Annotated in this window: 17 protein-coding genes; 7 read left to right on the forward strand and 10 right to left on the reverse strand. The window is 74.9% G+C overall.

Features of this window, described 5'->3' with window-relative positions; all coding sequences use genetic code 11:
* Window positions 1-241: 241 nt before the first annotated feature.
* The 3 genes from ACJA3G_RS10790 to ACJA3G_RS10800 form a co-directional block, all read right to left on the reverse strand.
* Entirely contained in the window at window positions 242-1,624 is a 1,383-nt protein-coding gene (locus ACJA3G_RS10790) for an amino acid permease (RefSeq protein WP_406552694.1), read from the reverse strand.
* Window positions 1,625-1,690: 66 nt separating this feature from the next.
* Window positions 1,691-3,826 (reverse strand): phage holin family protein, encoded by a 2,136-nt coding sequence (locus ACJA3G_RS10795; protein ID WP_406552709.1) that lies wholly within the window; start codon window positions 3,824-3,826, stop codon window positions 1,691-1,693.
* Window positions 3,827-3,947: 121 nt separating this feature from the next.
* The gene (locus ACJA3G_RS10800) at window positions 3,948-4,352 is read right to left on the reverse strand and encodes a hypothetical protein (protein WP_406552695.1); all 405 of its coding nucleotides are present in this window, start codon (window positions 4,350-4,352) and stop codon (window positions 3,948-3,950) included.
* A 268-nt stretch (window positions 4,353-4,620) separates the two neighbouring features.
* Between ACJA3G_RS10800 and ACJA3G_RS10805 the strand changes: the two genes are divergently transcribed.
* Window positions 4,621-5,391 (forward strand): MBL fold metallo-hydrolase, encoded by a 771-nt coding sequence (locus ACJA3G_RS10805; protein ID WP_406552696.1) that lies wholly within the window; start codon window positions 4,621-4,623, stop codon window positions 5,389-5,391.
* On the forward strand, window positions 5,391-6,047 hold the full coding sequence (locus tag ACJA3G_RS10810) for a DedA family protein (RefSeq protein WP_406552710.1): 657 nt from the start codon (window positions 5,391-5,393) through the stop codon (window positions 6,045-6,047). The genes ACJA3G_RS10805 and ACJA3G_RS10810 overlap by 1 nt, the downstream gene beginning before the upstream one ends.
* A gap of 10 nt (window positions 6,048-6,057) precedes the next feature.
* On the opposite strand, the gene ACJA3G_RS10815 is transcribed toward ACJA3G_RS10810, so the two are convergent.
* Together ACJA3G_RS10815 and ACJA3G_RS10820 are read right to left on the reverse strand one after the other, a co-directional pair.
* The gene (locus tag ACJA3G_RS10815) at window positions 6,058-7,272 is read right to left on the reverse strand and encodes a pyridoxal phosphate-dependent aminotransferase (RefSeq protein ID WP_406552697.1); all 1,215 of its coding nucleotides are present in this window, start codon (window positions 7,270-7,272) and stop codon (window positions 6,058-6,060) included.
* Window positions 7,273-7,434: 162 nt separating this feature from the next.
* Window positions 7,435-8,142, reverse strand: coding sequence for an ANTAR domain-containing response regulator (locus tag ACJA3G_RS10820; protein ID WP_406552698.1), 708 nt, complete (start codon window positions 8,140-8,142; stop codon window positions 7,435-7,437).
* 71 nt (window positions 8,143-8,213) lie between these two features.
* Here ACJA3G_RS10820 and ACJA3G_RS10825 point away from each other — a divergent pair, with 71 nt between their 5' ends.
* Window positions 8,214-9,416 (forward strand): PAS domain-containing protein, encoded by a 1,203-nt coding sequence (locus tag ACJA3G_RS10825; protein WP_406552699.1) that lies wholly within the window; start codon window positions 8,214-8,216, stop codon window positions 9,414-9,416.
* On the opposite strand, the gene ACJA3G_RS10830 is transcribed toward ACJA3G_RS10825, so the two are convergent.
* The gene (locus ACJA3G_RS10830; RefSeq protein WP_406552700.1) at window positions 9,328-10,161 is read right to left on the reverse strand and encodes an RNA polymerase sigma factor SigF; all 834 of its coding nucleotides are present in this window, start codon (window positions 10,159-10,161) and stop codon (window positions 9,328-9,330) included. The genes ACJA3G_RS10825 and ACJA3G_RS10830 overlap by 89 nt on opposite strands.
* Window positions 10,162-10,419: 258 nt before the next feature.
* Between ACJA3G_RS10830 and ACJA3G_RS10835 the strand changes: the two genes are divergently transcribed.
* Window positions 10,420-10,896: a CBS domain-containing protein gene (locus tag ACJA3G_RS10835; RefSeq protein ID WP_406552701.1), complete on the forward strand. Its 477-nt coding sequence runs from the start codon at window positions 10,420-10,422 to the stop codon at window positions 10,894-10,896.
* Between the two features lie 7 nt (window positions 10,897-10,903).
* On the opposite strand, the gene ACJA3G_RS10840 is transcribed toward ACJA3G_RS10835, so the two are convergent.
* Entirely contained in the window at window positions 10,904-11,494 is a 591-nt protein-coding gene (locus tag ACJA3G_RS10840) for a TIGR03086 family metal-binding protein (protein ID WP_406552702.1), read from the reverse strand.
* Window positions 11,495-11,568: 74 nt separating this feature from the next.
* Here ACJA3G_RS10840 and ACJA3G_RS10845 point away from each other — a divergent pair, with 74 nt between their 5' ends.
* Entirely contained in the window at window positions 11,569-13,086 is a 1,518-nt protein-coding gene (locus tag ACJA3G_RS10845) for a bifunctional phosphatase PAP2/diacylglycerol kinase family protein (protein ID WP_406552703.1), read from the forward strand.
* 22 nt (window positions 13,087-13,108) lie between these two features.
* On the opposite strand, the gene ACJA3G_RS10850 is transcribed toward ACJA3G_RS10845, so the two are convergent.
* A complete protein-coding gene (locus tag ACJA3G_RS10850) occupies window positions 13,109-13,870 on the reverse strand; it encodes an MBL fold metallo-hydrolase (protein WP_406552704.1) in 762 nt (253 codons plus the stop codon).
* Window positions 13,871-14,101: 231 nt separating this feature from the next.
* Between ACJA3G_RS10850 and ACJA3G_RS10855 the strand changes: the two genes are divergently transcribed.
* Both ACJA3G_RS10855 and ACJA3G_RS10860 read left to right on the forward strand, forming a co-directional pair.
* A complete protein-coding gene (locus tag ACJA3G_RS10855; protein WP_406552705.1) occupies window positions 14,102-14,911 on the forward strand; it encodes a methyltransferase domain-containing protein in 810 nt (269 codons plus the stop codon).
* Between the two features lie 24 nt (window positions 14,912-14,935).
* Entirely contained in the window at window positions 14,936-15,283 is a 348-nt protein-coding gene (locus ACJA3G_RS10860) for a VOC family protein (protein ID WP_406552706.1), read from the forward strand.
* 126 nt (window positions 15,284-15,409) lie between these two features.
* On the opposite strand, the gene ACJA3G_RS10865 is transcribed toward ACJA3G_RS10860, so the two are convergent.
* On the reverse strand, window positions 15,410-17,389 hold the full coding sequence (locus tag ACJA3G_RS10865; protein ID WP_406552707.1) for a DUF5107 domain-containing protein: 1,980 nt from the start codon (window positions 17,387-17,389) through the stop codon (window positions 15,410-15,412).
* A 134-nt stretch (window positions 17,390-17,523) separates the two neighbouring features.
* Window positions 17,524-18,112 (reverse strand): GNAT family N-acetyltransferase (locus tag ACJA3G_RS10870; protein ID WP_406552708.1); only part of this gene is annotated, 589 nt, incomplete at its 5' end.

The raw sequence follows: 18,112 nt of genomic DNA on the forward strand, positions 1-18,112 counted from the left end.
TTCGCGGGCAGGGTTGGAGCATGCCGTCCGCTCTTGCCGCCGCCCCGAGCAGCGCGGCCACCACGAGCAGCACCACGAGGGCGCGGCGCGGGGCGGCGGCAAGAGCGGACGGCATGCTCCAACCCTGCCCGCGAACGACCGCGACCCGCCCGGATCCGGGCGAGATCCCCTCTCCCGGGTGAACGGCCGCGAGGACGCGAACTCGTCGGAGCGGCGCACCAGTCGGGCCCGCGCACGGGGGCTACGCGCGGACGCTCTCCCGTACCGCCTGCTCGGGCAGCTCCGCCGCGTCCCCGCGCGCGGCCTGCTTGCGGGCGGCGAGGAGGGCGTACACCAGCACGCCCGCGAAGAGGAACAGCACGCCCTGGTAGACCGCCTGGTAGCCGGAGCCGGCGACCAGCCAGAGGGAGAAGGCGGCGGCGAGCGCGGCGAGCAGACCGTCGCGGACGAGCCGGCCCCGGTGGACACGGTCGGCGCGGCCGGAGGCGAGGAAGTAGATCTGGGCGGCCGTGGACAGCAGATAGGGGACGGTCGCCGTGAACGTGGTGACCAGCACCAGCATCTCGAAGACGCCCTGCGAGCCGGCCGTGTAGTTGTAGACGGTCAGCGAGGAGGCGAGGACGACCGTGACCAGGACGCCCACGGTGGGCACACCCCGGTTCCTGCGCGCGAAGGCCTGCGGGAACAGTCCGTCCCGGGCGGCGGCGTACGGGGTCTGGGCGCTCAGCAGGGTCCAGCCGTTGAGGGCGCCGACCATGGAGACCAGCGCGGCGACGGCGACCGCGGTGCCGCCCCAGGCGCCGCCGAACATGGCGTTGACGGCGTCGGTGAAGGGGGCGGTGGAGGTCACCAGACGGTCGTGCGGCACGGTGCCGAAGACCGAGAGGGTGCCCAGGAGGTAGATCACGGCGGCGCCGAGGGTGCCGAGGATGGTGGCGCGGCCGACGTTGCGGCGCGGGTCGCGGACCTCGCCGGCGCTGACGGCGGCCGACTCGACGCCGAGGTAGCTGAAGAGCAGGATCGCGGCCGAGGCGGAGACGGCGCCCATCGCGCTGTGGTCGTCGGCCTGGAGGGGGCCGAGGTTGGCGGGGTCGAAGAAGAAGAGCCCGCCGACCGCCACCAGCAGCAGGGGCGCGAACTTCAGGACGGTGGAGACCAGTTGGACCGCGCCCACGTACCGGGTGCCCGCGAGGTTGGCGAGCGCGGGCAGCCACTGGAGGGCCAGCGCCGCCGCGATGGTGGCCGCCTTGTCGCCGTGCAGGGGGATCAGTACGTCGAGGTAGCCCACGGCCGCCACGGCGAGCGCCGCGTTGGAGACCCAGGTGGTGATCCAGTACGACCAGGCGGCGAGGAAGCCGGCGAAGTCGCCGAAGGCCTCGCGCGCGTAGACGTAGGGGCCGCCGGTCTGCGGCAGCCGCTGGGCCAGGCGTCCGAAGACCAGGGCCAGCGCGATCGCGCCGACGGTCAGGACCGCGAAGGCGAGCAGGCTGATGGTGCCGAAGGGGGCGACCGAGGCCGGCAGCAGGAAGATGCCGCCGCCGATGATGTTGCCCATGACCAGGGCGGTCGCCACCGGCAAACCGAACTGCCGGGCATGCCTGCTCTGGGTGTCGTGCGTGGTCATGGGGTGGTGCGCCTCTCTCCGTGCCAAAACCCGTTCATGGTCCGGTACGGAGGGCCTCGCTCAAAATCACGCGGATTTGTCCCGTACGGCCGCCCCCTCAACCGGAAAAGGTTCGTCCGCTTCCGCTTCGGACCGGGGAATCTGCGGGGTGGCGAAAACCGGCACCTGCGGCCCCATGCACTCGCGCAGCCACCGCCGCAGCACCCGGTGCACCTGCTCGGCGCCCACCAGCGTGTCCCCCTCGGTGACCGGCGCCGACAGCTCGCGCGGCCACAGCAGGAAGGCGTGCGCCTGCTCGCCGCCGAGGCCGCCGTGCGAGCCGATCTGCTCCTCGAAGGCGTGCACCTCGCCGGTGACCGGGTCGTACATGGAGTTGACCATGATGTCGGCGGTGTGCGGGAAGGTGTCGGTACGCCGTACGGCATCGGCGGCTCCCGGCCCGAACCCGGTCAGCGGGCCCCTGTCGTCCTCCAGTTCACCGATCGGCACCTCCTGGAGCTCCTGGAGCCGGTCCGCGTCCGCGCCGCCGATGACCACCGCGCCGTACTTCTCGCTGCGCACCAGCAGGAACCCGATACCGGGGTGGCCGGCGAGGGTGCGCAGCAGCGCGGGGTGGCGGCGGTCGATCTCCTCACGGCTCAGCCGCCCCCCGGTGCCGGGGAAGGAGACGAGCCCGAGGTTGCCGGAGGCGAGCACGACCGGGTCGGAGTCCGGAGCCTGCTCCCCGCTGCCCGGAACCGGGCGGTGGAGCGCGACCCGCACCGCGTCCCGCGCCTCCGCCCCGCTCTTGGTGCGCCCGGCGCCGCGCGGGACGGGCAGCCCGCACCCGGCCCGCACCAGATCCTTCAGCGTCAGCCCGTAGGCACCCGCGAAGGTCTCCCCCGGGCTCTGCCCGTGGTCGGACAGGAGCACGATGCGGTAGGCGCGCGGGGCGTGCTCGGCGACCTTGGCGAGCAGCGCGATCGACCGGTCGAGGCGCTCCAGGACCTTCCGGGCGTCCCGGCCGCGCGGCCCCGAGTGGTGGGCCACCTCGTCGTACGCCACCAGGTCGGCGTAGACGGCGGTGCGTCCGGCGAGCATGTCGCCGATCACCGCGGCGACCACCACATCGCGCTCGACGACGGTCGCGAAGGCCCGGATGAACGGGTAGAGCCCGCCGCGCCGCACCCGCGGCGCGTCGCCGCGCAGCCGGGCGCGGGTGGACTGGCCGATCTCGCGGCCGACCTCGGCGACGAAGGAGAGCGCGGTGCGCACGGCGTTGGCCGGGTCGGAGAAGTACGCGAAGTAGCCCGCCCGGGAGCGGTTGCGACGGCCGCGCCGGGCCGCCATCGACAGGACCAGGGCGAGCTGGTCGGCGCCGCCGGAGAAGAGGTTGCCCCGGCTGGCGCCGTCGACGGTGAGCAGCCCCGCGTCGCCGGTGCGCGCCACCGCGCGGCGCTGGAGCTCGACGGCGCAGGCCGGACGGTTGGAGACCATCAGCTCGCCGGTCTCCTTCTCGTACCAGCGGAAGGCGGGGACGTCGAAGGTGGAGCCGTGCAGGATGCCGAGCTGGCTGGCGCCGGTCTGGCTGGACCAGTCGGTGCGCCACGGGGTGAGCCGGTGAGTGCGCTCCAGCCAGCCGGCCACGGTCGGCATCAGTCCGGTGCCGACCGCGTGGCACAGCACGTCGTGGCCGACGCCGTCGAGCTGGAGGAAGACCGTACCCGGAGTCTCCTCGCCCGGCCGGTCGTCACCGCGCCTGCGGCGGCGCCGGTCGGCCAGGCGCGAGAGTCTGCGCCGGTAGGCGTTGTCGTCGCGGACCGCCAGCGCGGTGGAGGTCGCCGAGGCGACGGCCGACATCACCGCGGCCACCACCACCGCGGTCTCCGGCTGGGCCGCGCCGCGCCCGCTGGGGATCAGGCTCAGCGCGATCAGCAGCAGCGAGCCGTTGAGGAAGAACACCAACAGGCCCAGGACCAGGGCCGGGACCAGCAGGAAGGCCCGTACCACCAGCGGCCACACCAGGGCACTCAGCAGACCGAACGCCCCGGCTCCCCAGGCGGCGGTGAGCGCGACGCGGGTGACGCTGTCGCCGCCCGCGGACTTCAGCCGGAAGTCGGGGAGGATGCCCGCGAGCGCCATCATCGTGAGCGTGGACACCGCCCACACCACGACCACCCGCACCAGGGCGCTGCCCGCCGTCCGCCATCGCCCCGCACTCACGCCGCTCGTCACTGCCTCTCCGCCTAGCCGTTCACCCCCAGCGTGTCACAGGGGCGGGAACCGGCCGACGCGATGGACCGGCGGCGGTCGGCGGCGTGATGGGCGGTGGGCGGGGTCCGCGTCAGCAGCCGTCGTAGCCGGCGGTCGGCATCGAGAGCCTGCGGTGGATGTGGGCCTTCTTGGACGCGTCGTAGTCCGGTTCGACGAGCCCGGCCGTCTCCAGCCGGACCCCGCGCCGCTCGCACTCCGCGGAGAAGTCCGGAACCGACGTCAGCGCGCGCGCCAGGACCCGTTCGTTGGGCGCGACGAAGAGGTCCACCTGACCGGCCTCGACGTCCGTCCACAGTCCCTCGTGGTCGGGGCGCAGACCGTAGAAGAGCAACTGCCGGGTGACGACGTACCCCTTGTCGGCGGCCCAGCGCGCGCACATCTCGTGCTGGCTGCGGGTGTCCACCAGGAAGGGGTCGAGGTCGAGTTCCTCCAGCGGGGTCAGACTGGCGATCGCCGCCACTCGCACGTCACCCATGACCGACCCCCATGCCCTTCGTTGTGGTGCCGACCCTACTCCTGGTTCACGGCGGCGAGGAGTAGCCGCATGAGTGGCAGATCTTCCAGCCGTCCTGGGTGACCGCGAGTATCCCGCCGCAGCGCGGGCACTGTTCCGAGTGCATGATCATGCCGGGCCTTCCCTTGATGGACCGATGAGTACCCCGGCCCCCGTCCGGTGCGCCCCCCGACACATAGGCTCGTACACAACAGCGCGCGCGGTGGTCGTCGAACGGAGGAGATTTCGGGTGCCGGTGGAGATCACCTGGTGGGGTCATGCCACCTGCACGGTCGAGGACTCCGGGGTCCGGGTGCTCACCGATCCCCTCTTCGCCCGGCGGCTGGCGCATCTGCGCAGGAGGCAGGGGGCGCTGCCGCCGCCCGAGGCCGCCGTCGCCGATGTCGTCCTCGTCTCGCATCTGCACTCCGACCATCTGCACCTGCCCTCGCTGGCCCGGCTCGCCCCCGGTACCCGGCTCGTGGTGCCGCACGGCGCGGTCGCGGCCGTACCGGGGCTGCGCAGGCTGGGGCTGCCCCTGACCGAGGTGCGGCCCGGGGATCTGGTGGAGGCGGGTGAGCTGCGGATACGGGCGGTGAGCGCACGGCACGACGGGCGGCGGCTGCCGTTCGGGCCGCACCGGGCGCCCGCGCTCGGCTTCGTCATCGAGGGCCGGGCGCGCACGTACTTCGCCGGGGACACCGGGCTCTTCGACTCGATGGCCGAGGAGGTCGGACCGGTGGACGTGGCCCTGCTGCCGGTCGGCGGCTGGGGTCCGTTCCTGGGTCCCGGCCATCTGGACGCGGGCCGGGCCGCCGAGGCCCTGGCGCGGCTCGGGGCGCGGGCGGCGGTCCCGGTGCACTACGGCACGTACTGGCCGATCGGGCTCGACGCGGTGCGCCCGCACGAGTTCCACGCGCCCGGTGACGACTTCGTCCGCCACGCGGCCCGGCTGGCGCCCGGGGTGACGGTGCACCGGCCGGCGCACGGCGAGAGCGTACGGCCCGAGGTGGCCCGGTGATCGCCGCGTTCGTGGTGCGGGCGGTGGCCCAGGTGCCGCCGGAGCCGACACAGCAGGCGCTCGGCTATCCGTCCCTGTTCATCCTGGTGGTCCTCGGCTCGCTGGTGCCGGTGGTGCCCACCGGGGCGCTGGTGTCGACGGCCGCGGTGGTCGCCTTCCACCAGACGGCGTGGTTCTCGCTGCTGCTGGTCTTCGGGGTGGGCGCGCTCGCCGCGTTCCTGGGGGACGTGGCCCTGTACTGGCTGGGGCAGCGCGGGGTGCGCTCGCGCGGCGGGTCGCGGTGGCTGGCGGCGCTGCGCGGCCGGGCGGCCCCGGACCGCCTGGCGCAGGCCGAGGAGAAGCTGAACCGGCACGGGGCGGCGGTCCTGGTGCTGTCCCGGCTCGTCCCGGCGGGCCGGATCCCGGTGATGCTGGCGTGTCTGCTGGGCGGTATGCCGCTGCGCACCTTCGTACGCGGCGATGTGCCCGCGTGTGTGGCCTGGGCCGGTGCGTACGGCCTGATCGGCATCCTGGGCGGCTCGCTCTTCCCCGAGCCGTGGCAGGGCGTGGTCGCGGCGGTGGTGCTGACGGTGCTCATCGGCGCGGCCCCGCCAGTGTGGCGCAGGCTGCGGCACGGGCCGCCCGCCCGGCCGGCCGAAGCCCCGCATCCCAAGTAGGCGGCGGGATTCACAGCCCGGCGAGGGCCTCCTCGAACGCGGTCAGGGCCCGCCGCACGTGCGGCAGCCGCAGCGGGTCCGGCGCCTGGAGGGTCCGCGCGCTCTCCTCCTCGCTCCCCCCGAGCAGCGGCTCCGTGGCGAGCCGGGCGCGCAGCGCGCCCAGTTCGTCGCCGAAGCGGTGGCCGCCGGGGGCGGGGGCGCCGAGCCGGGCGGTCAGATACTCCTCCAGCTCCATGGAGTCGGTGACCCCGCGCGCGGCCAGCCGGCCGCGCAGACCGCCGAAGTCGGCGTAGAGGTGGCGGCCCGCCTGCGGGGGCCGGGCGAAGGCACCGGCGGCGAGGACCGCGCGGTGGGCCTCGGCGGCGAGGGCGCCGTGCAGGACCGCGGCCCGGCGCATCCGTACCGCCACCGGGTCGGGCTCCTCCAGGGCGTACGCCGCCGCCTCGGCGACCGGGCCCGCCACCACCGAGCCGAGCGCGGTGAGGACGTCGAGGGTGCGGGCCCGGCGCTGGGCGCCCTGCTCGGTGTCCGGGAAGCGGGCGACGGCGGCGGGCCAACCGGCCGGGGTGAGCGCGCCCGACAGGTCGGACAGGACGGTCACGTCGTCCGGGCACATCTCGGCGGGGCTGAACAGGACCGTCTCGTGCGGGCGGTGCAGGGTGTCGCGCCAGGTCTCGTCGCTGATGATGTGCAGCCCCTCCCCCACGGCCGCCTCGCACGCCTCCCGTACGGTCTCGGGCGGCGCGACCGTGGCGGCCGGGTCGTCGGCGACGGAGAGCACCAGGACGCGGGGCACCCCGCCCTCGACGCGCACCCGGCGCACGGTCTCCAGGAGGGCGTACGGATCGGGCACGCCGCCGCACTCCGCCGGGGTCGGCACATGGAAGGCGGGGCGCCCAAGGAGCCGGGCCTGCGGGGTCCACCAGGCCGGGCAGGGGCGGGGCAGCAGGACATCGCCCCCGTACGAGGCGAGCAGGGCGAAAAGGAGCGGCTGGGCGCCGGGCGCGGCGGCCACCAGACCGGGGTCGCAGCGCAGCCCGCGCCGGTGCCAGTAGCCGCAGGCGGCGCCGCGCAGCTCGGGTCCGCCGCCCGGGGGTTCGGGCCGGGTGCGCCCCGCGGCGCCCGCGAGCACTCCGGCGAGTGGGGGCAGGACGGGCAGTCCGGTGCCGGGGGCGGGCGGTCCGTAGCGGACGGGTCCTCGGCCTTCCGCCACCGTCCCGTGCATCCGCGGCCTCCTTCTTCACACCCGTGCGGTCCGTCGTGCCGGCCCCTCGGGCCTTGTCGGCCCCCTTGAGCCCTTTATACGGAGGTTTGCTCCGCGGCGCCGCTCCGTATGCGTACCCGGTGGTCCCGGTCCGGCCGTCCCGGTCCGGTCGCGGGCGTTCGTTCAGGAGAGGCGGGTGAGGGCGGAGAGCTCGTCCTCCAGGCCCCGGCCCTTGGTGCGCACCACGCCCTCGGCGACCTCGGACAGCTTGCGGTTGGCGTGCTGGGAGAGGGTACGCAGCAGGGCGAAGGCCTTCTGCGCGTCGCAGCCGAGCACATGCATCACGATGCCGCTGGCCTGGTCGATCACCGGGCGGGAGCGCAGCGCGGCCTCCAGCTGCTCCACCTCGGCCAGCGCCGCGCGGTAGCGGCGGTCGCGGGCGATCCCGGCGGTCGCCTCCTCGCCGAGGATGCTCACCGGGCCGGACAGGGCGTCGTCGAGCGCGCCGGGGCGGAAGCTGTAGAGGCTGAGGGTGACCTCGACGCCGCAGCGGCGGAAGGGAAGGGTGACGCAGGACCGTACGCCCGACTCCAGGGCCACCGCGCGGTAGCCGGGCCAGCGCTCCTCCGTCAGGAGGTCCTCGGTGTCCACCGGGGCGCCGACGTCCAGCGCGGTCGGGATGGGCCCCTCGCCGCACTCCAGCTGGACGCTCACCAGCGGTTCGAGGTCGGGGTGCGTGGCGGTGACACGGCGCTCGGAGCCGCTGTCGGCGATGGTCGCGACGGCGCCGCAGGAGGCGGGCGCGCAGCGCACCGACTGCTCGGCGAGCCGGGAGAGCCGGCCCACCGGCGAGACGGAGTGCGGTCGTTGACGTTCCGGCTCGGAGAACATGGGAAAACCTCCTGAACCGCGCATTCCCCGCGCCGGGACCGGGAAACGGCGCCAGCGGCTAACTTGCTGCTATGACGCAGACGGTGGACGAATTCGGCGAGGACCTGGCGGACTTCGTCAGACGGGTGGGCGAACTGCGCACCGCGCGCTCCCAGGACGCCGGGGACCAGCTCACCCTCCTCGACGCCGCGCTCTTCGAACTCCAGCACGTGGCCGACCAGTTGTGGCCCCGGTACGAGCAGTGCGTCGCCATCGCCGCGGGCGCGGCCGGTTCGCCCGGCGACCGGCAGGAGCGGCTGCTGCTGAAGGCGCTGTTCCAGCGGCTGCCGCTGCCGGTGGCGCTCGTCGACCGCGAGACGGTGGTGCGGAGGCTGAACTTCGCGGCCACCGGTCTGACCGGGGCCCGCGCCGGATACGCGACCGGACGGCCGCTGGCGGCCCTGCTGATGCCGGGCGACCGTGCCGCGTTCCGCTCCCAGGCGGCGGCCGTGGCCCGCGGCGAGGGCGACCGGGGACTGACCGTCCGCCTCCAGCAGCGCCCCGGGGAGCCGCTGTTCGCCACGCTGTCCGCGCTGCGTCCGCCGGACGAGCCGCACCCGGCCGTCCTGGTCGTCTTCCAGCCGGGGATGTCCCGGTCCGCCGGGGCCGCCACCCCGGCCGCGGAGGTGCCCGATCTCACCGAGTCGACGCGGCACGCCCGGCTGATGGACCTGGTGGACACGATGGCGGGGGCGCTGCTGCGGCTGCCGCCGGGCGACGGCGCCGAGGCGCTGGAGACGGCCGCCCGGGTGCTCTGCGGGCGGTTCGCCCAGTGGGTGATCGCCGATGTGGTGGAGGACGGGCCGCGGCGCGTCGCCGTGCTGGGTCCGGCCGCCGAGGAGGACGCCGAACTGCGCCGGGCGCTCGCCGCGCAGGACCCGGCCCGCGCCCCGCTGGTGGCCGAGGCCGCCCGGGCGGGGGCCACCGCGCTCCAGCTCCAGCCCGAGGACACCGAGGGGTTCGGCCACGACGCCTCGGGCGCGGCGGTCCTCGCCCGCGCGGACGTGACGTCGCTGCTGTGCGTGCCGCTCGGCGCGCCCGGCCCCGTACAGGGGGTGCTCACCCTCTTCCGTACGGGTTCGGCGCGCCCGTTCTCGATGGCCGAGGCGCACGCGATGGACGTGATGTCCCGCCATGTGGCGCTGGCTATGCGGCGTCCCGGCGCACCGGACGGTGACCGGCCGGAGTCTGCTCCCGCAGTGCCTGGTCCCGCAGCCGAGTGCAGCAGCGACTGATCAGCCGGGAGACGTGCATCTGGGAGATGCCCAGGTCCTCGGCGATGCTGCTCTGCGTCATGTCCCGGAAGAACCGCATGTAGAGGATCTGGCGCTCACGCGGCGGCAGCCGGCGGAGCCCGGGCTTGACCGACTCGCGGTCGACGACGATGTCGAGCGCCGGGTCGGGCTCGCCCAGGGAGTCGCTGAGGGAGTACCCGTCCTCGGCGCCCGGCAGTTCGGCGTCGAGGGAGAGCGCGGAGAAGCTGTCGAGCGCTTCGACGCCCGCCTTGACCTCCTCCTCGGTCATCCCGGTGTGCGCGGCGATGTCCGCCACGGAGGGGTTGCGGGAGGCGCCGCTCTGCATGAGCTCCTGGCGGGCGGCCCGGACCCGGCCGCGCAGGTCCTGGACCCGGCGCGGCACGTGCAGGGTCCACATGTGGTCGCGGAAGTGGCGCTTGAGCTCGCCGGTGATGGTCGGCACCGCGAAGCTCTCGAACGCGGCGCCGCGCTCGGGGTCGTAGCGGTCGACGGCCTTGACCAGGCCGAGGGCGGCGACCTGGCGGAGGTCGTCGAGGGACTCGCCCCGGTTGCGGAAGCGGCCGGCCAGCCGCTCGGCCATCGGCAGCCAGGCCCGGACCAGCTCCTGGCGCAGCGCGTGCCGCTCGGGCCCGGGGGGCAGCGCGGCCAGGCGGACGAACGCGTCGGCGGTGTCGGGCGCGTCGTCGTGCGAATGCCTGGCTGTGGCAGGTGCGTACGTACGCATGCGGACAGCTCCCTGAGAACGGTGGAATCGGATGGTGGTCACCGCTGGGAAGGGGCTGCCCCGGGTGCCCCGGCCGGAGCACGGGCACGCCCGGAGCGGACAGCCGCTCCCACGGACGTGCCTCCGGTCCGAAGCACGACGTGCGCCTGCCCGGGGTCTCCCACTCCAAACCCCCCGGGTTCGGGGCATGGCCGGCGCGGGTCCGGGTACTGCGCCCTCAGCCGGGGCACGGAGCAACGGAGAAAGGGCGGGACACCGATGGCACGGTACGTCCGAGAAGTGATGACGGCGGGTGTGGCGGCCGTGCGGCCCGATGCCTCACTGGTCGAGGCGGCCCGGCTGATGCGCGCCCAGGACGTCGGGGATGTGCTGGTCGCCCGGGGCGACCGGCTGATCGGGGTGCTCACCGACCGGGACATCGCGGTGCGCGCGGTGGCCGAGGGCGCCGATCCGCTGACGGTCAGCGCCCAGTCCGTGTGCACCCGCTCCTCGGTGAGCGTGCGCCCCGACGACGAGGTGGCGACGGCGCTGCGGCTGATGCGGCGGCACGCCGTGCGGCGGCTGCCGGTGGTCGAGGGCGGCCGTCCGCTGGGGCTGGTGAGCCTGCGGGACGTCACCGCGCACCAGGACTGCCGGGTGGAGGCCCCGGAGACCGGCCGGGCGGGGCCGCGCTCCGCCCGGGTGCCCCGCCAGAGCCGCTGGAGCGACCGGCCGAGGCCCCCTCAGCTTCCCTGATGGCCCGTCAGGCGGCCCGGCCGAGCATCGCGAGCAGGCGCGCCTGGGCGCCCGCCCCCTCGGACACCGCGAGGGGCGCGTCGAACAGGCTCCGGGGCAGCTGGTCGGCGTAGCCGCCGAACTCCCGCGCCGCCGCGTCCACCAGCGCGTCCGGCAGCCGCTCGTCGGCGCCGATCGCCCGGGACAGGTCCCAGGAGTGCACCACGGCGTCCGCCATCATCTGCGAGCAGTACGCCGGGGCGGGCGTCCTGCCGTAGGAGAGCTCGACCGTGCCGTCGAGGGCGCCCGGCGCGGCGAAGGCGGCCACGGCGGCCGAGAGCGCCGTCTCCCACACGTCCACCGGGTCGTCGCCGAGGACGTCGCCGTCGAAGGCGTCCCCCACCTCCGCGATGGTGCGGCCCTCGGCGACCAGCGGCGGCACCCACAGCTGCTCGACGGCCAGATGGTTGACCAGGTCCCGCACGGTCCACTCGGCGCACGGCGTGGGCAGGTCCCACTGGTCGGGCCGGATGGCGTGGACACGGGAGCCGAAGAGGGTGACGGCCTCGCGGTGAAGGTCGAGGAGCCGGGTGTGGTCCGCGGACGCAGAGGAATCCATGAGGCCACTGTGTCCGACGGGAGCCGAGGGCTCAAGCACGGATTGCGCCGGGCGGGCGCGGGTACCCATGCTCCATGTCTTTTCCGTCCCAGCCGTCCGTGCCACCTCCCGCCGACCGGTCCTTCTGGACCCGTGGCCTGCCCCGCCGTCTGAGCGACCGCGACCGCGAGCTGTTCCAGGAGGCCGCCGGCCGCAACTGGCCCGGCGCCCGCGCCGTGTTGCCGCGGCTGAGCCGGGCCGCCGACCACGGGCTGCTCTGGTTCGGCGCCGCCGCCGCGATGGCCGCCACCGGCTCGCCCCGGGCGCGGCGGGCGGCGCTGCGCGGGGTGGCTTCGCTGGCGCTCGCCTCGGCGACCGTGAACACGGTGGCCAAGCGGTCGGTGCGCAGGCCCCGGCCGATACTGGAGCTGGTGCCGCTGGTGCGGCAGTTGAAGCGCCAGCCGATCACCACGTCCTTCCCGTCCGGCCACTCGGCCTCGGCGGCGGCCTTCGCGACCGGCGTGGCCCTGGAGTCGTTGGGCTGGGGCGCGCTGGTGGCGCCGGTCGCGGTCTCGGTGGCCGCCTCGCGGGTGTACACGGGCGTGCACTATCCGGGTGACGTCGTGGTGGGCGCGGCCCTGGGCGTGGGCGCGGCCTTCGCGGTACGCGGTCTGGTCCCCACCCGGCGCCAGCTGCCCGCGCCCGGCCGCCCCTACACGGAGGCGCCCGCGCTGCCCGGCGGGGAGCACCTGGTGGTGGTGGTCAACGAGCGCTCCGGCACGGCCGCCGCCAAGGCCTCGGCGGTGCGCGAGGCGCTGCCACTGGCCGAGGTGATCGAGTGCGCCCCCGACGACCTGGAGGCGACGCTCGACAAGGCGGCCCGGCGCGGCCGGGCGCTCGGGGTGTGCGGCGGCGACGGCACGGTGAACCGGGCGGCGGTGGCCGCCGCCCGGCACGGCGTACCGCTCGCGGTCTTCCCCGGCGGCACCCTCAACCACTTCGCGTACGACCTGGGCATCGAAGAGGTCCAGGACACCGCACGCGCGCTGGAGGCGGGCGACGCGGTCAAGGTGGACCTCGGCCGGTTCACGCCGGGCCCGGACGGCACGGCCGCCGGGTACTTCGTCAACACCTTCAGCCTCGGTGTCTACCCGGAGCTGGTGCGGCTGCGCGAGCGCTGGTCGCCGCGGATCGGCGGCTGGCCGGCCGGGGTGCTCGCGGCGTTCGAGGTGCTGCGCGGCGAGCGGCCCCTGGAGGCCGAGGTGCACGGCAAGCCGCACGCGCTGTGGCTGCTGTTCGCGGGCAACTGCATCTACCAGCGCCTCGGCCCGGCCCCCGCCCACCGCTACGACCTGGCCGACGGGCTGCTCGATGTGCGGGTGGTGCACGGCGGCCGGCTGCCCGGGCTGCGGCTGCTGGCAGCCGCGCTCGCCGGACCGCTCAGCCGCTCCCCCGTCCACGCGGCCCGTCGGCTGCGCCGGCTGCGGATCGGCGCCCTCGCGCCGCGCACCCCGGTGGCGTACGACGGGGAGGTCGCCCACATAGAGGGTGAGCTGACGGTCGACAAGCTGCCTGAGGCGCTGACGGTGTACCGGCCGCCGGTCCGCGCGTGAGACGCGGGCGGCCCGCCCGCCGCTAGTCGGTGAAGGTGGCCCCGGGCTTCAGCAGCCGCAGCCGCTCGCCGAGCCCGGCAGCGGCGAACGCCTCGGTCAGCGAGTCCGCGCCCTCGCTGAAGTGGCCCCAGTGTTCGAAGTGGAGCGGCACGACATGGCGGGCGCCCAGGATCTGGGCGGCCTCGGCGGCGGCCTCGCTGGTCAGGGTGAGCGGGGCGCCGTCGAGGAGCGGGGTGCGGGCCGCCCCGGCGAAGAGCACGGCCACGTCGACGGGCCCGAAGCGCTCGGCGATCGCGCGGACGTGGTCCAGGGAGGCGTTGTCGCCGCTGACGTAGACGGTCGGCACCGCGTCGCCGTGCAGGACGAAGCCGGTGACCTCGCCGGTCACCGCCTCGGCGCCCGCGGGCCCGTGGAGCGCGGGCACCCCGGTGATCCGCAGCCGTTCACCGAGGCCGTAGGTCCGCCAGTTGGGCAGCGCCGTCACGGTGTCCCCGAGCCTGGCGCGCGCGGCGGCGGTCGACAGCACGAGCGGCACCCGGTCCAGATAGGCGCGGCCGGACTCGTCCAGGTTGTCGGGGTGCTGGTCGTGCGAGAGCAGCACCGCGTCCACGGCGCCCATCTCGTCGGCCTCCACGGCCGGTCCCGCCGTCTTGACCAGCTTGCGGCCCGTGCCGGTCGGATAGTCACCGGGGGCGTCGAACGTCGGGTCGGTGACCAGCCGGAAACCGCAGATCTCCACGACGGCGGTCGGCCCGCCGACGTACCGGATCGCTACCTCACCCATGGTGCCCTCCCAAGTGATCTTCCTTGCTCGGCAGGGGTAACGCACCCGACGCTACGGGTTGTTCCACCTCGGCGGTAGTACGGACCGGGCGGTGCGCGTCCGCCCCGGAGCGCGCCCGGCGGACGGGCCCGCGTAGTCCGTATGGTGAAACGCAGGTCTCAGTATGCGACATGGCGGCGTACGGTGGCCGTACCGGCCGCAGAGGTCGGACAGGGAGAGAGGGAGCCGGCCATGGCACAGGAGACCGCCGTCTACACGCACGGCCACCACGCGTCCGTCCTGCGCTCGCACACCTGGCGCACCGCGGCCAACTCCGCCGCCCACCTCATCGGTGAACTCCGGCCCGGCGCGCGGATCCTGGACATCGGCTGCGGCCCCGGCACCATCTCCGCCGACCTGGCCGCGCTGGTCCCGGACGGCCATGTGACGGCCGTCGACGCGGCGCCCGGCATCGTCGAGCGGGCGCGGGCGTACGCCGAGGAGCGCGGGCAGTACAACATGGCGTTCGCCGTCGCGGACGTCCACGCCCTGGCGCACCCCGACGCCTCCTTCGACGTCGTCCACGCCCACCAGGTGCTGCAACACGTGGGCGACCCCGTCCGGGCGCTGCGCGAAATGCGCCGGGTCACCCGCCCCGGCGGACTGGTCGCGGCGCGCGACAGCGACTACGGCTCCTTCACCTGGTTCCCCCGAGTCCCGGCCCTGGACGCGTGGCTGGAGCTGTACCACCGGGTCGCCCGGGCCAACGGGGGCGAGCCGGACGCGGGGCGGCGGCTGCGGTCGTGGGCGCGCGCCGCCGGGTTCACCGACATCACCTCCACCGCCTCGGCCTGGTGTTTCGCCACCCCCGAGGAGCGCGCGTGGTGGAGCGGGCTGTGGGCGGAGCGCACGGTGGCGTCCACGTACGCACGGCTCGCGGTGGACGGGGGCCACACCACCGAGGCCGGTCTCGCGGCGATCGCCGAGGGGTGGCGGGAGTGGGCCGCCGCCGACGACGGGTGGTTCATGGTCCCCCACGGCGAGATCCTCTGCCGCGTGTGACGGTCACCAACTAGGCTCGTTCGTATGGAGATCCTCGGAACCACTTTGCGCATCTGCGTCGACGATCTGGAGACCTCGGTGGCTTTCTACGAAAGCCTCGTGGGAAGCAAAGCCCTGCGCTTCGAACGCGGCGGGGTCTCGGTCGCCGCGGTCGGCTGCTTCCTGCTGATGAGCGGTCCGGAGTCGGAGCTCGCGATTCTGCGCAAGGTGTCGGCCACGATCGCCGTCAAGAACGTCGACGACGCCTACCGGGCCCTGACCGGGGTGGGCGCCCGCGTCATCGCGGGCCCGGTCCCCACCCCGGTGGGCCGCAATCTGATCGCGGTCCACCCCGACGGCTCGGTCTTCGAGTACGTGGACCACCGGGGGTAACCCGCGTACCGGTACCGGGGCGCGAGGTGGTGAGCCGGGGGCGCGACGGCGCCCGTCCCGGGGCACGGGGGCCGGCACGACAGGTCCCCTGCCCGCGCGCATCCGAACCGCGCCGCCCCAGCCCCCTCAGCAGGACGGCGGTCGCATCCGATACGCGTACCGGTCCGGCAGCGGCTCGTCCGTGATCCGCGACCACACCTCGTCCAGCACCTCCGCGCCCTCGCGCAGATCCGCAACCTCGAACCCCTCGTCGAAGACGGCCCGCGCCCCCGCCACGTCCCCCTCTGCCAGCAGGATCCGGGCTTCCAGGAGCCGGAAGGCCCCACGCTCCCGTACGGGATCCCGCAGCCGGTCCCAGACCGCGCGGGCCCCGTCCGGCCGCCCCGCCGCCAGCAGTGCCGCTATCGCCTCGCGGCCCAGCGCGGCGGTCGCGGCCACCCAGCGCTCCCCGTCCCGCCGCTCCTCGCACAGGTCGTCGAACGCCTCGGCGTACAGATCGGCGGCCCGGTCGGGGTTGCCCGCGAGCCGGTCCGCGACCGCCAGACAGCGCAGCAGCGGCCAGCGCGAGGGCGCGAGCGGCAGTCCGCGCTCCCAACTGCGCACCGCCTGCGCCCGGTCGCCCGCGTGCCACTGCGCGACCCCGAGGTGGTACTCGGTGAGCGGGGAGGCGGGCGCCGTCTCCAGCATGTCCCGCCAGTGCGGCGCCACCAGCGTCGGCCCCGGCGGCACGACCCGGCGCGGCTCGGGCAGCGCGCCCGCGTGCAGCAGTTCCAGCCAGGGCGCCTGCTCCTCGCCGAGCGTCGTCTCGGGGAACGGCGTACCCGGCAGCTTCAGGTTCCCCCGCAGCACTTCGAGCGCGCCCCAGCCGGACCCGGTGGCCAGGGAGGTGGTGGGTTCGGTGTCGGCGTACGGGCGCCAGGCCTCGTACGCCTCGTCGACCGCCTCGCGCGGCAGGACCGCCGCCAGCCGCCGCGCCACCTCCTCACGGGCGAGCGTCCAGTCGTCGCCGTGCACCCGCCCGGGGTCGGCGGCGAGCGGCCCGTACGCCTCCAGCCAGGCGAACTCCCCGCCCGCCTCCAGCGGAACGTGCTCCAGCTGCGTACGGGCCAGACCCGCCTGGATCTCGGCGTAACCGGTCGTGCCGGGCTCGGTGAGCCACTCCTGCCAGCGCCGCCCGCCCCGGCCCGAGCCCCACAGGAACAGTTTGCGGCCCCGCAGCAGGTCGGTCGAGGTCTGCACCAGGCCCTGCCCGGCCGCGTCGAGCGAGGCGATCCAGCGGCGGGCGCCGTCGGGCACCTCGTAGAAGTAGTCGGCGGGGTACTCGCCGCGCAGCGGATACGTACGGTCGGCGCCCTCCCACTCCGGGACCGGCACCCGCCGCAGGGTGCGCGCGTACCCGAAGTGCCAGGCGCTGTCGGCGGGGGCGAGGACGCGGGTTCCGTCGGCCTCCTCCACGGCGGTGTTGGACCACCAGTAGACGGGCGCGGTCCGCTCGTGCGGGTTGCGCACGCGTACCCCCACGTACAGGAAGTCGGAGTCCTCGGGCAGCCACAGGTCCACCTGGAAGGGCAGGTCGCGCAGCCGCTCCCACTCCCACAGGCGCAGCATCTCACCGCCGTCGGGGGCCGGGACGACGGCCGCGTGCACGGGCGCGCAGGCGAGGGTGGAGTGGCCGGTGGCGCCGATGTTCCACTCGATGCCGCCGGAGAACCAGGCGCCGTTCAGGGCGAAGTCGGCGGGCTGGAGGACGCGGTTGACGTAGAGGAGTTCGCGGCCGGTCGGCTTGTGGAAGAGGGAGCGGATCCGGCCGCCGAGGCCCGGCAGCACGGTGACGCGCAGCCGGGAGTTCTCCAGGACGAGGGTGTCCAGGTCGGTCGGGGTGCGCTCCCGGCCGTAGCCGTCGAGGACCCGTACCGGCAGGACCGTCTCCAGGGGCTGGTAGCCGATCTGGCGGGCCATGTCGCGCGGCAGGCCCTCGCGGGCCCGCTCGGCCCGCGCGTCGACGGCCTGCGCCCGGTCGAGCGGCCGTAGCGCGGGCAGCGGGTTGGGCTGCCCCAACGGGGCGGCGGGCAGCGTCAGTACGGAACGACGTACGGTCGTGGCCAAGACAACCTCATTCCCTCGCGCGGTCGGCCACCCCGTCCCTGCGACCGCCCCGTGACCATGGAACACGGCACGCGCCGCGCTGACCAGAGGAGCCCCTGGTCAGGATTGCGCAAAGGCCGCCGCCCGGCGGGGAGTCAGCGGGGCTCGACCATCTCCGCGGTGATCGCCCAGCGCTGGTGGTCGCGCCAGGCGCCGTCGATGAAGAGGAAGTCGGGCGAGAAGCCCTCCAGGCGGTATCCGGCGCGGCGCACCAGGGCGATGGAGGCGAGGTTGCCCGGCTGGATGTTGACCTCCAGACGGTGCAGTCCAAGGGTGGCGAACGCGTACCGGGTGACCAGATCCAGTGCCTCGCTCATCAGCCCGCGCCCGGCGGCGTGCGCGAAGGCGCCGTAGCCGAGCGCGCCGCTGAGGAACGCGCCCTGGACCACGTTGTTGATGTTGATGAACCCGGCGATCCGGTCGTCCTCGACGGTGCGGACGAGGAACCCGTACCGGGCCGGATCGGCCAGCAGCCGCTCCGCGTAGGCCGCGTACGCGTCGAGGTCGGTCGGCGGGAAGAGCCACGGCGCGTGCAGGGACCCACGGCCAGCAGTTTCACCACCGTATTGAGATCGTTGACCTGCCGGTCCAGCAGCGGCACCCCGCGCAGCCCGCTGTCGGAGGCGAAATACAGCCGCATCCCGCGCGTCAGCCCGGACGCGGGCTCGCCCGCGCCCACCACGC

Source organism: Streptomyces sp. YS-3 (genome assembly GCF_045257485.1).
Lineage (GTDB): Bacteria > Actinomycetota > Actinomycetes > Streptomycetales > Streptomycetaceae > Streptomyces.

Excerpts from the sequence above, each read along its gene's own strand:
- ACJA3G_RS10820 (WP_406552698.1), bottom strand. The coding sequence starts at position 8,142 with ATGTTCTCCGAGCCGGAACGTCAACGACCGCACTCCGTCTCGCCGGTG.
- ACJA3G_RS10830 (WP_406552700.1), bottom strand. The coding sequence starts at position 10,161 with ATGCGTACGTACGCACCTGCCACAGCCAGGCATTCGCACGACGACGCG.
- ACJA3G_RS10835 (WP_406552701.1), top strand. The coding sequence starts at position 10,420 with ATGGCACGGTACGTCCGAGAAGTGATGACGGCGGGTGTGGCGGCCGTG.
- ACJA3G_RS10860 (WP_406552706.1), top strand. The coding sequence starts at position 14,936 with ATGGAGATCCTCGGAACCACTTTGCGCATCTGCGTCGACGATCTGGAG.
- ACJA3G_RS10850 (WP_406552704.1), bottom strand. The coding sequence starts at position 13,870 with ATGGGTGAGGTAGCGATCCGGTACGTCGGCGGGCCGACCGCCGTCGTG.
- ACJA3G_RS10825 (WP_406552699.1), top strand. The coding sequence starts at position 8,214 with ATGACGCAGACGGTGGACGAATTCGGCGAGGACCTGGCGGACTTCGTC.
- ACJA3G_RS10855 (WP_406552705.1), top strand. The coding sequence starts at position 14,102 with ATGGCACAGGAGACCGCCGTCTACACGCACGGCCACCACGCGTCCGTC.
- ACJA3G_RS10815 (WP_406552697.1), bottom strand. The coding sequence starts at position 7,272 with ATGCACGGGACGGTGGCGGAAGGCCGAGGACCCGTCCGCTACGGACCG.
- ACJA3G_RS10790 (WP_406552694.1), bottom strand. The coding sequence starts at position 1,624 with ATGACCACGCACGACACCCAGAGCAGGCATGCCCGGCAGTTCGGTTTG.
- ACJA3G_RS10845 (WP_406552703.1), top strand. The coding sequence starts at position 11,569 with ATGTCTTTTCCGTCCCAGCCGTCCGTGCCACCTCCCGCCGACCGGTCC.
- ACJA3G_RS10800 (WP_406552695.1), bottom strand. The coding sequence starts at position 4,352 with ATGGGTGACGTGCGAGTGGCGGCGATCGCCAGTCTGACCCCGCTGGAG.
- ACJA3G_RS10840 (WP_406552702.1), bottom strand. The coding sequence starts at position 11,494 with ATGGATTCCTCTGCGTCCGCGGACCACACCCGGCTCCTCGACCTTCAC.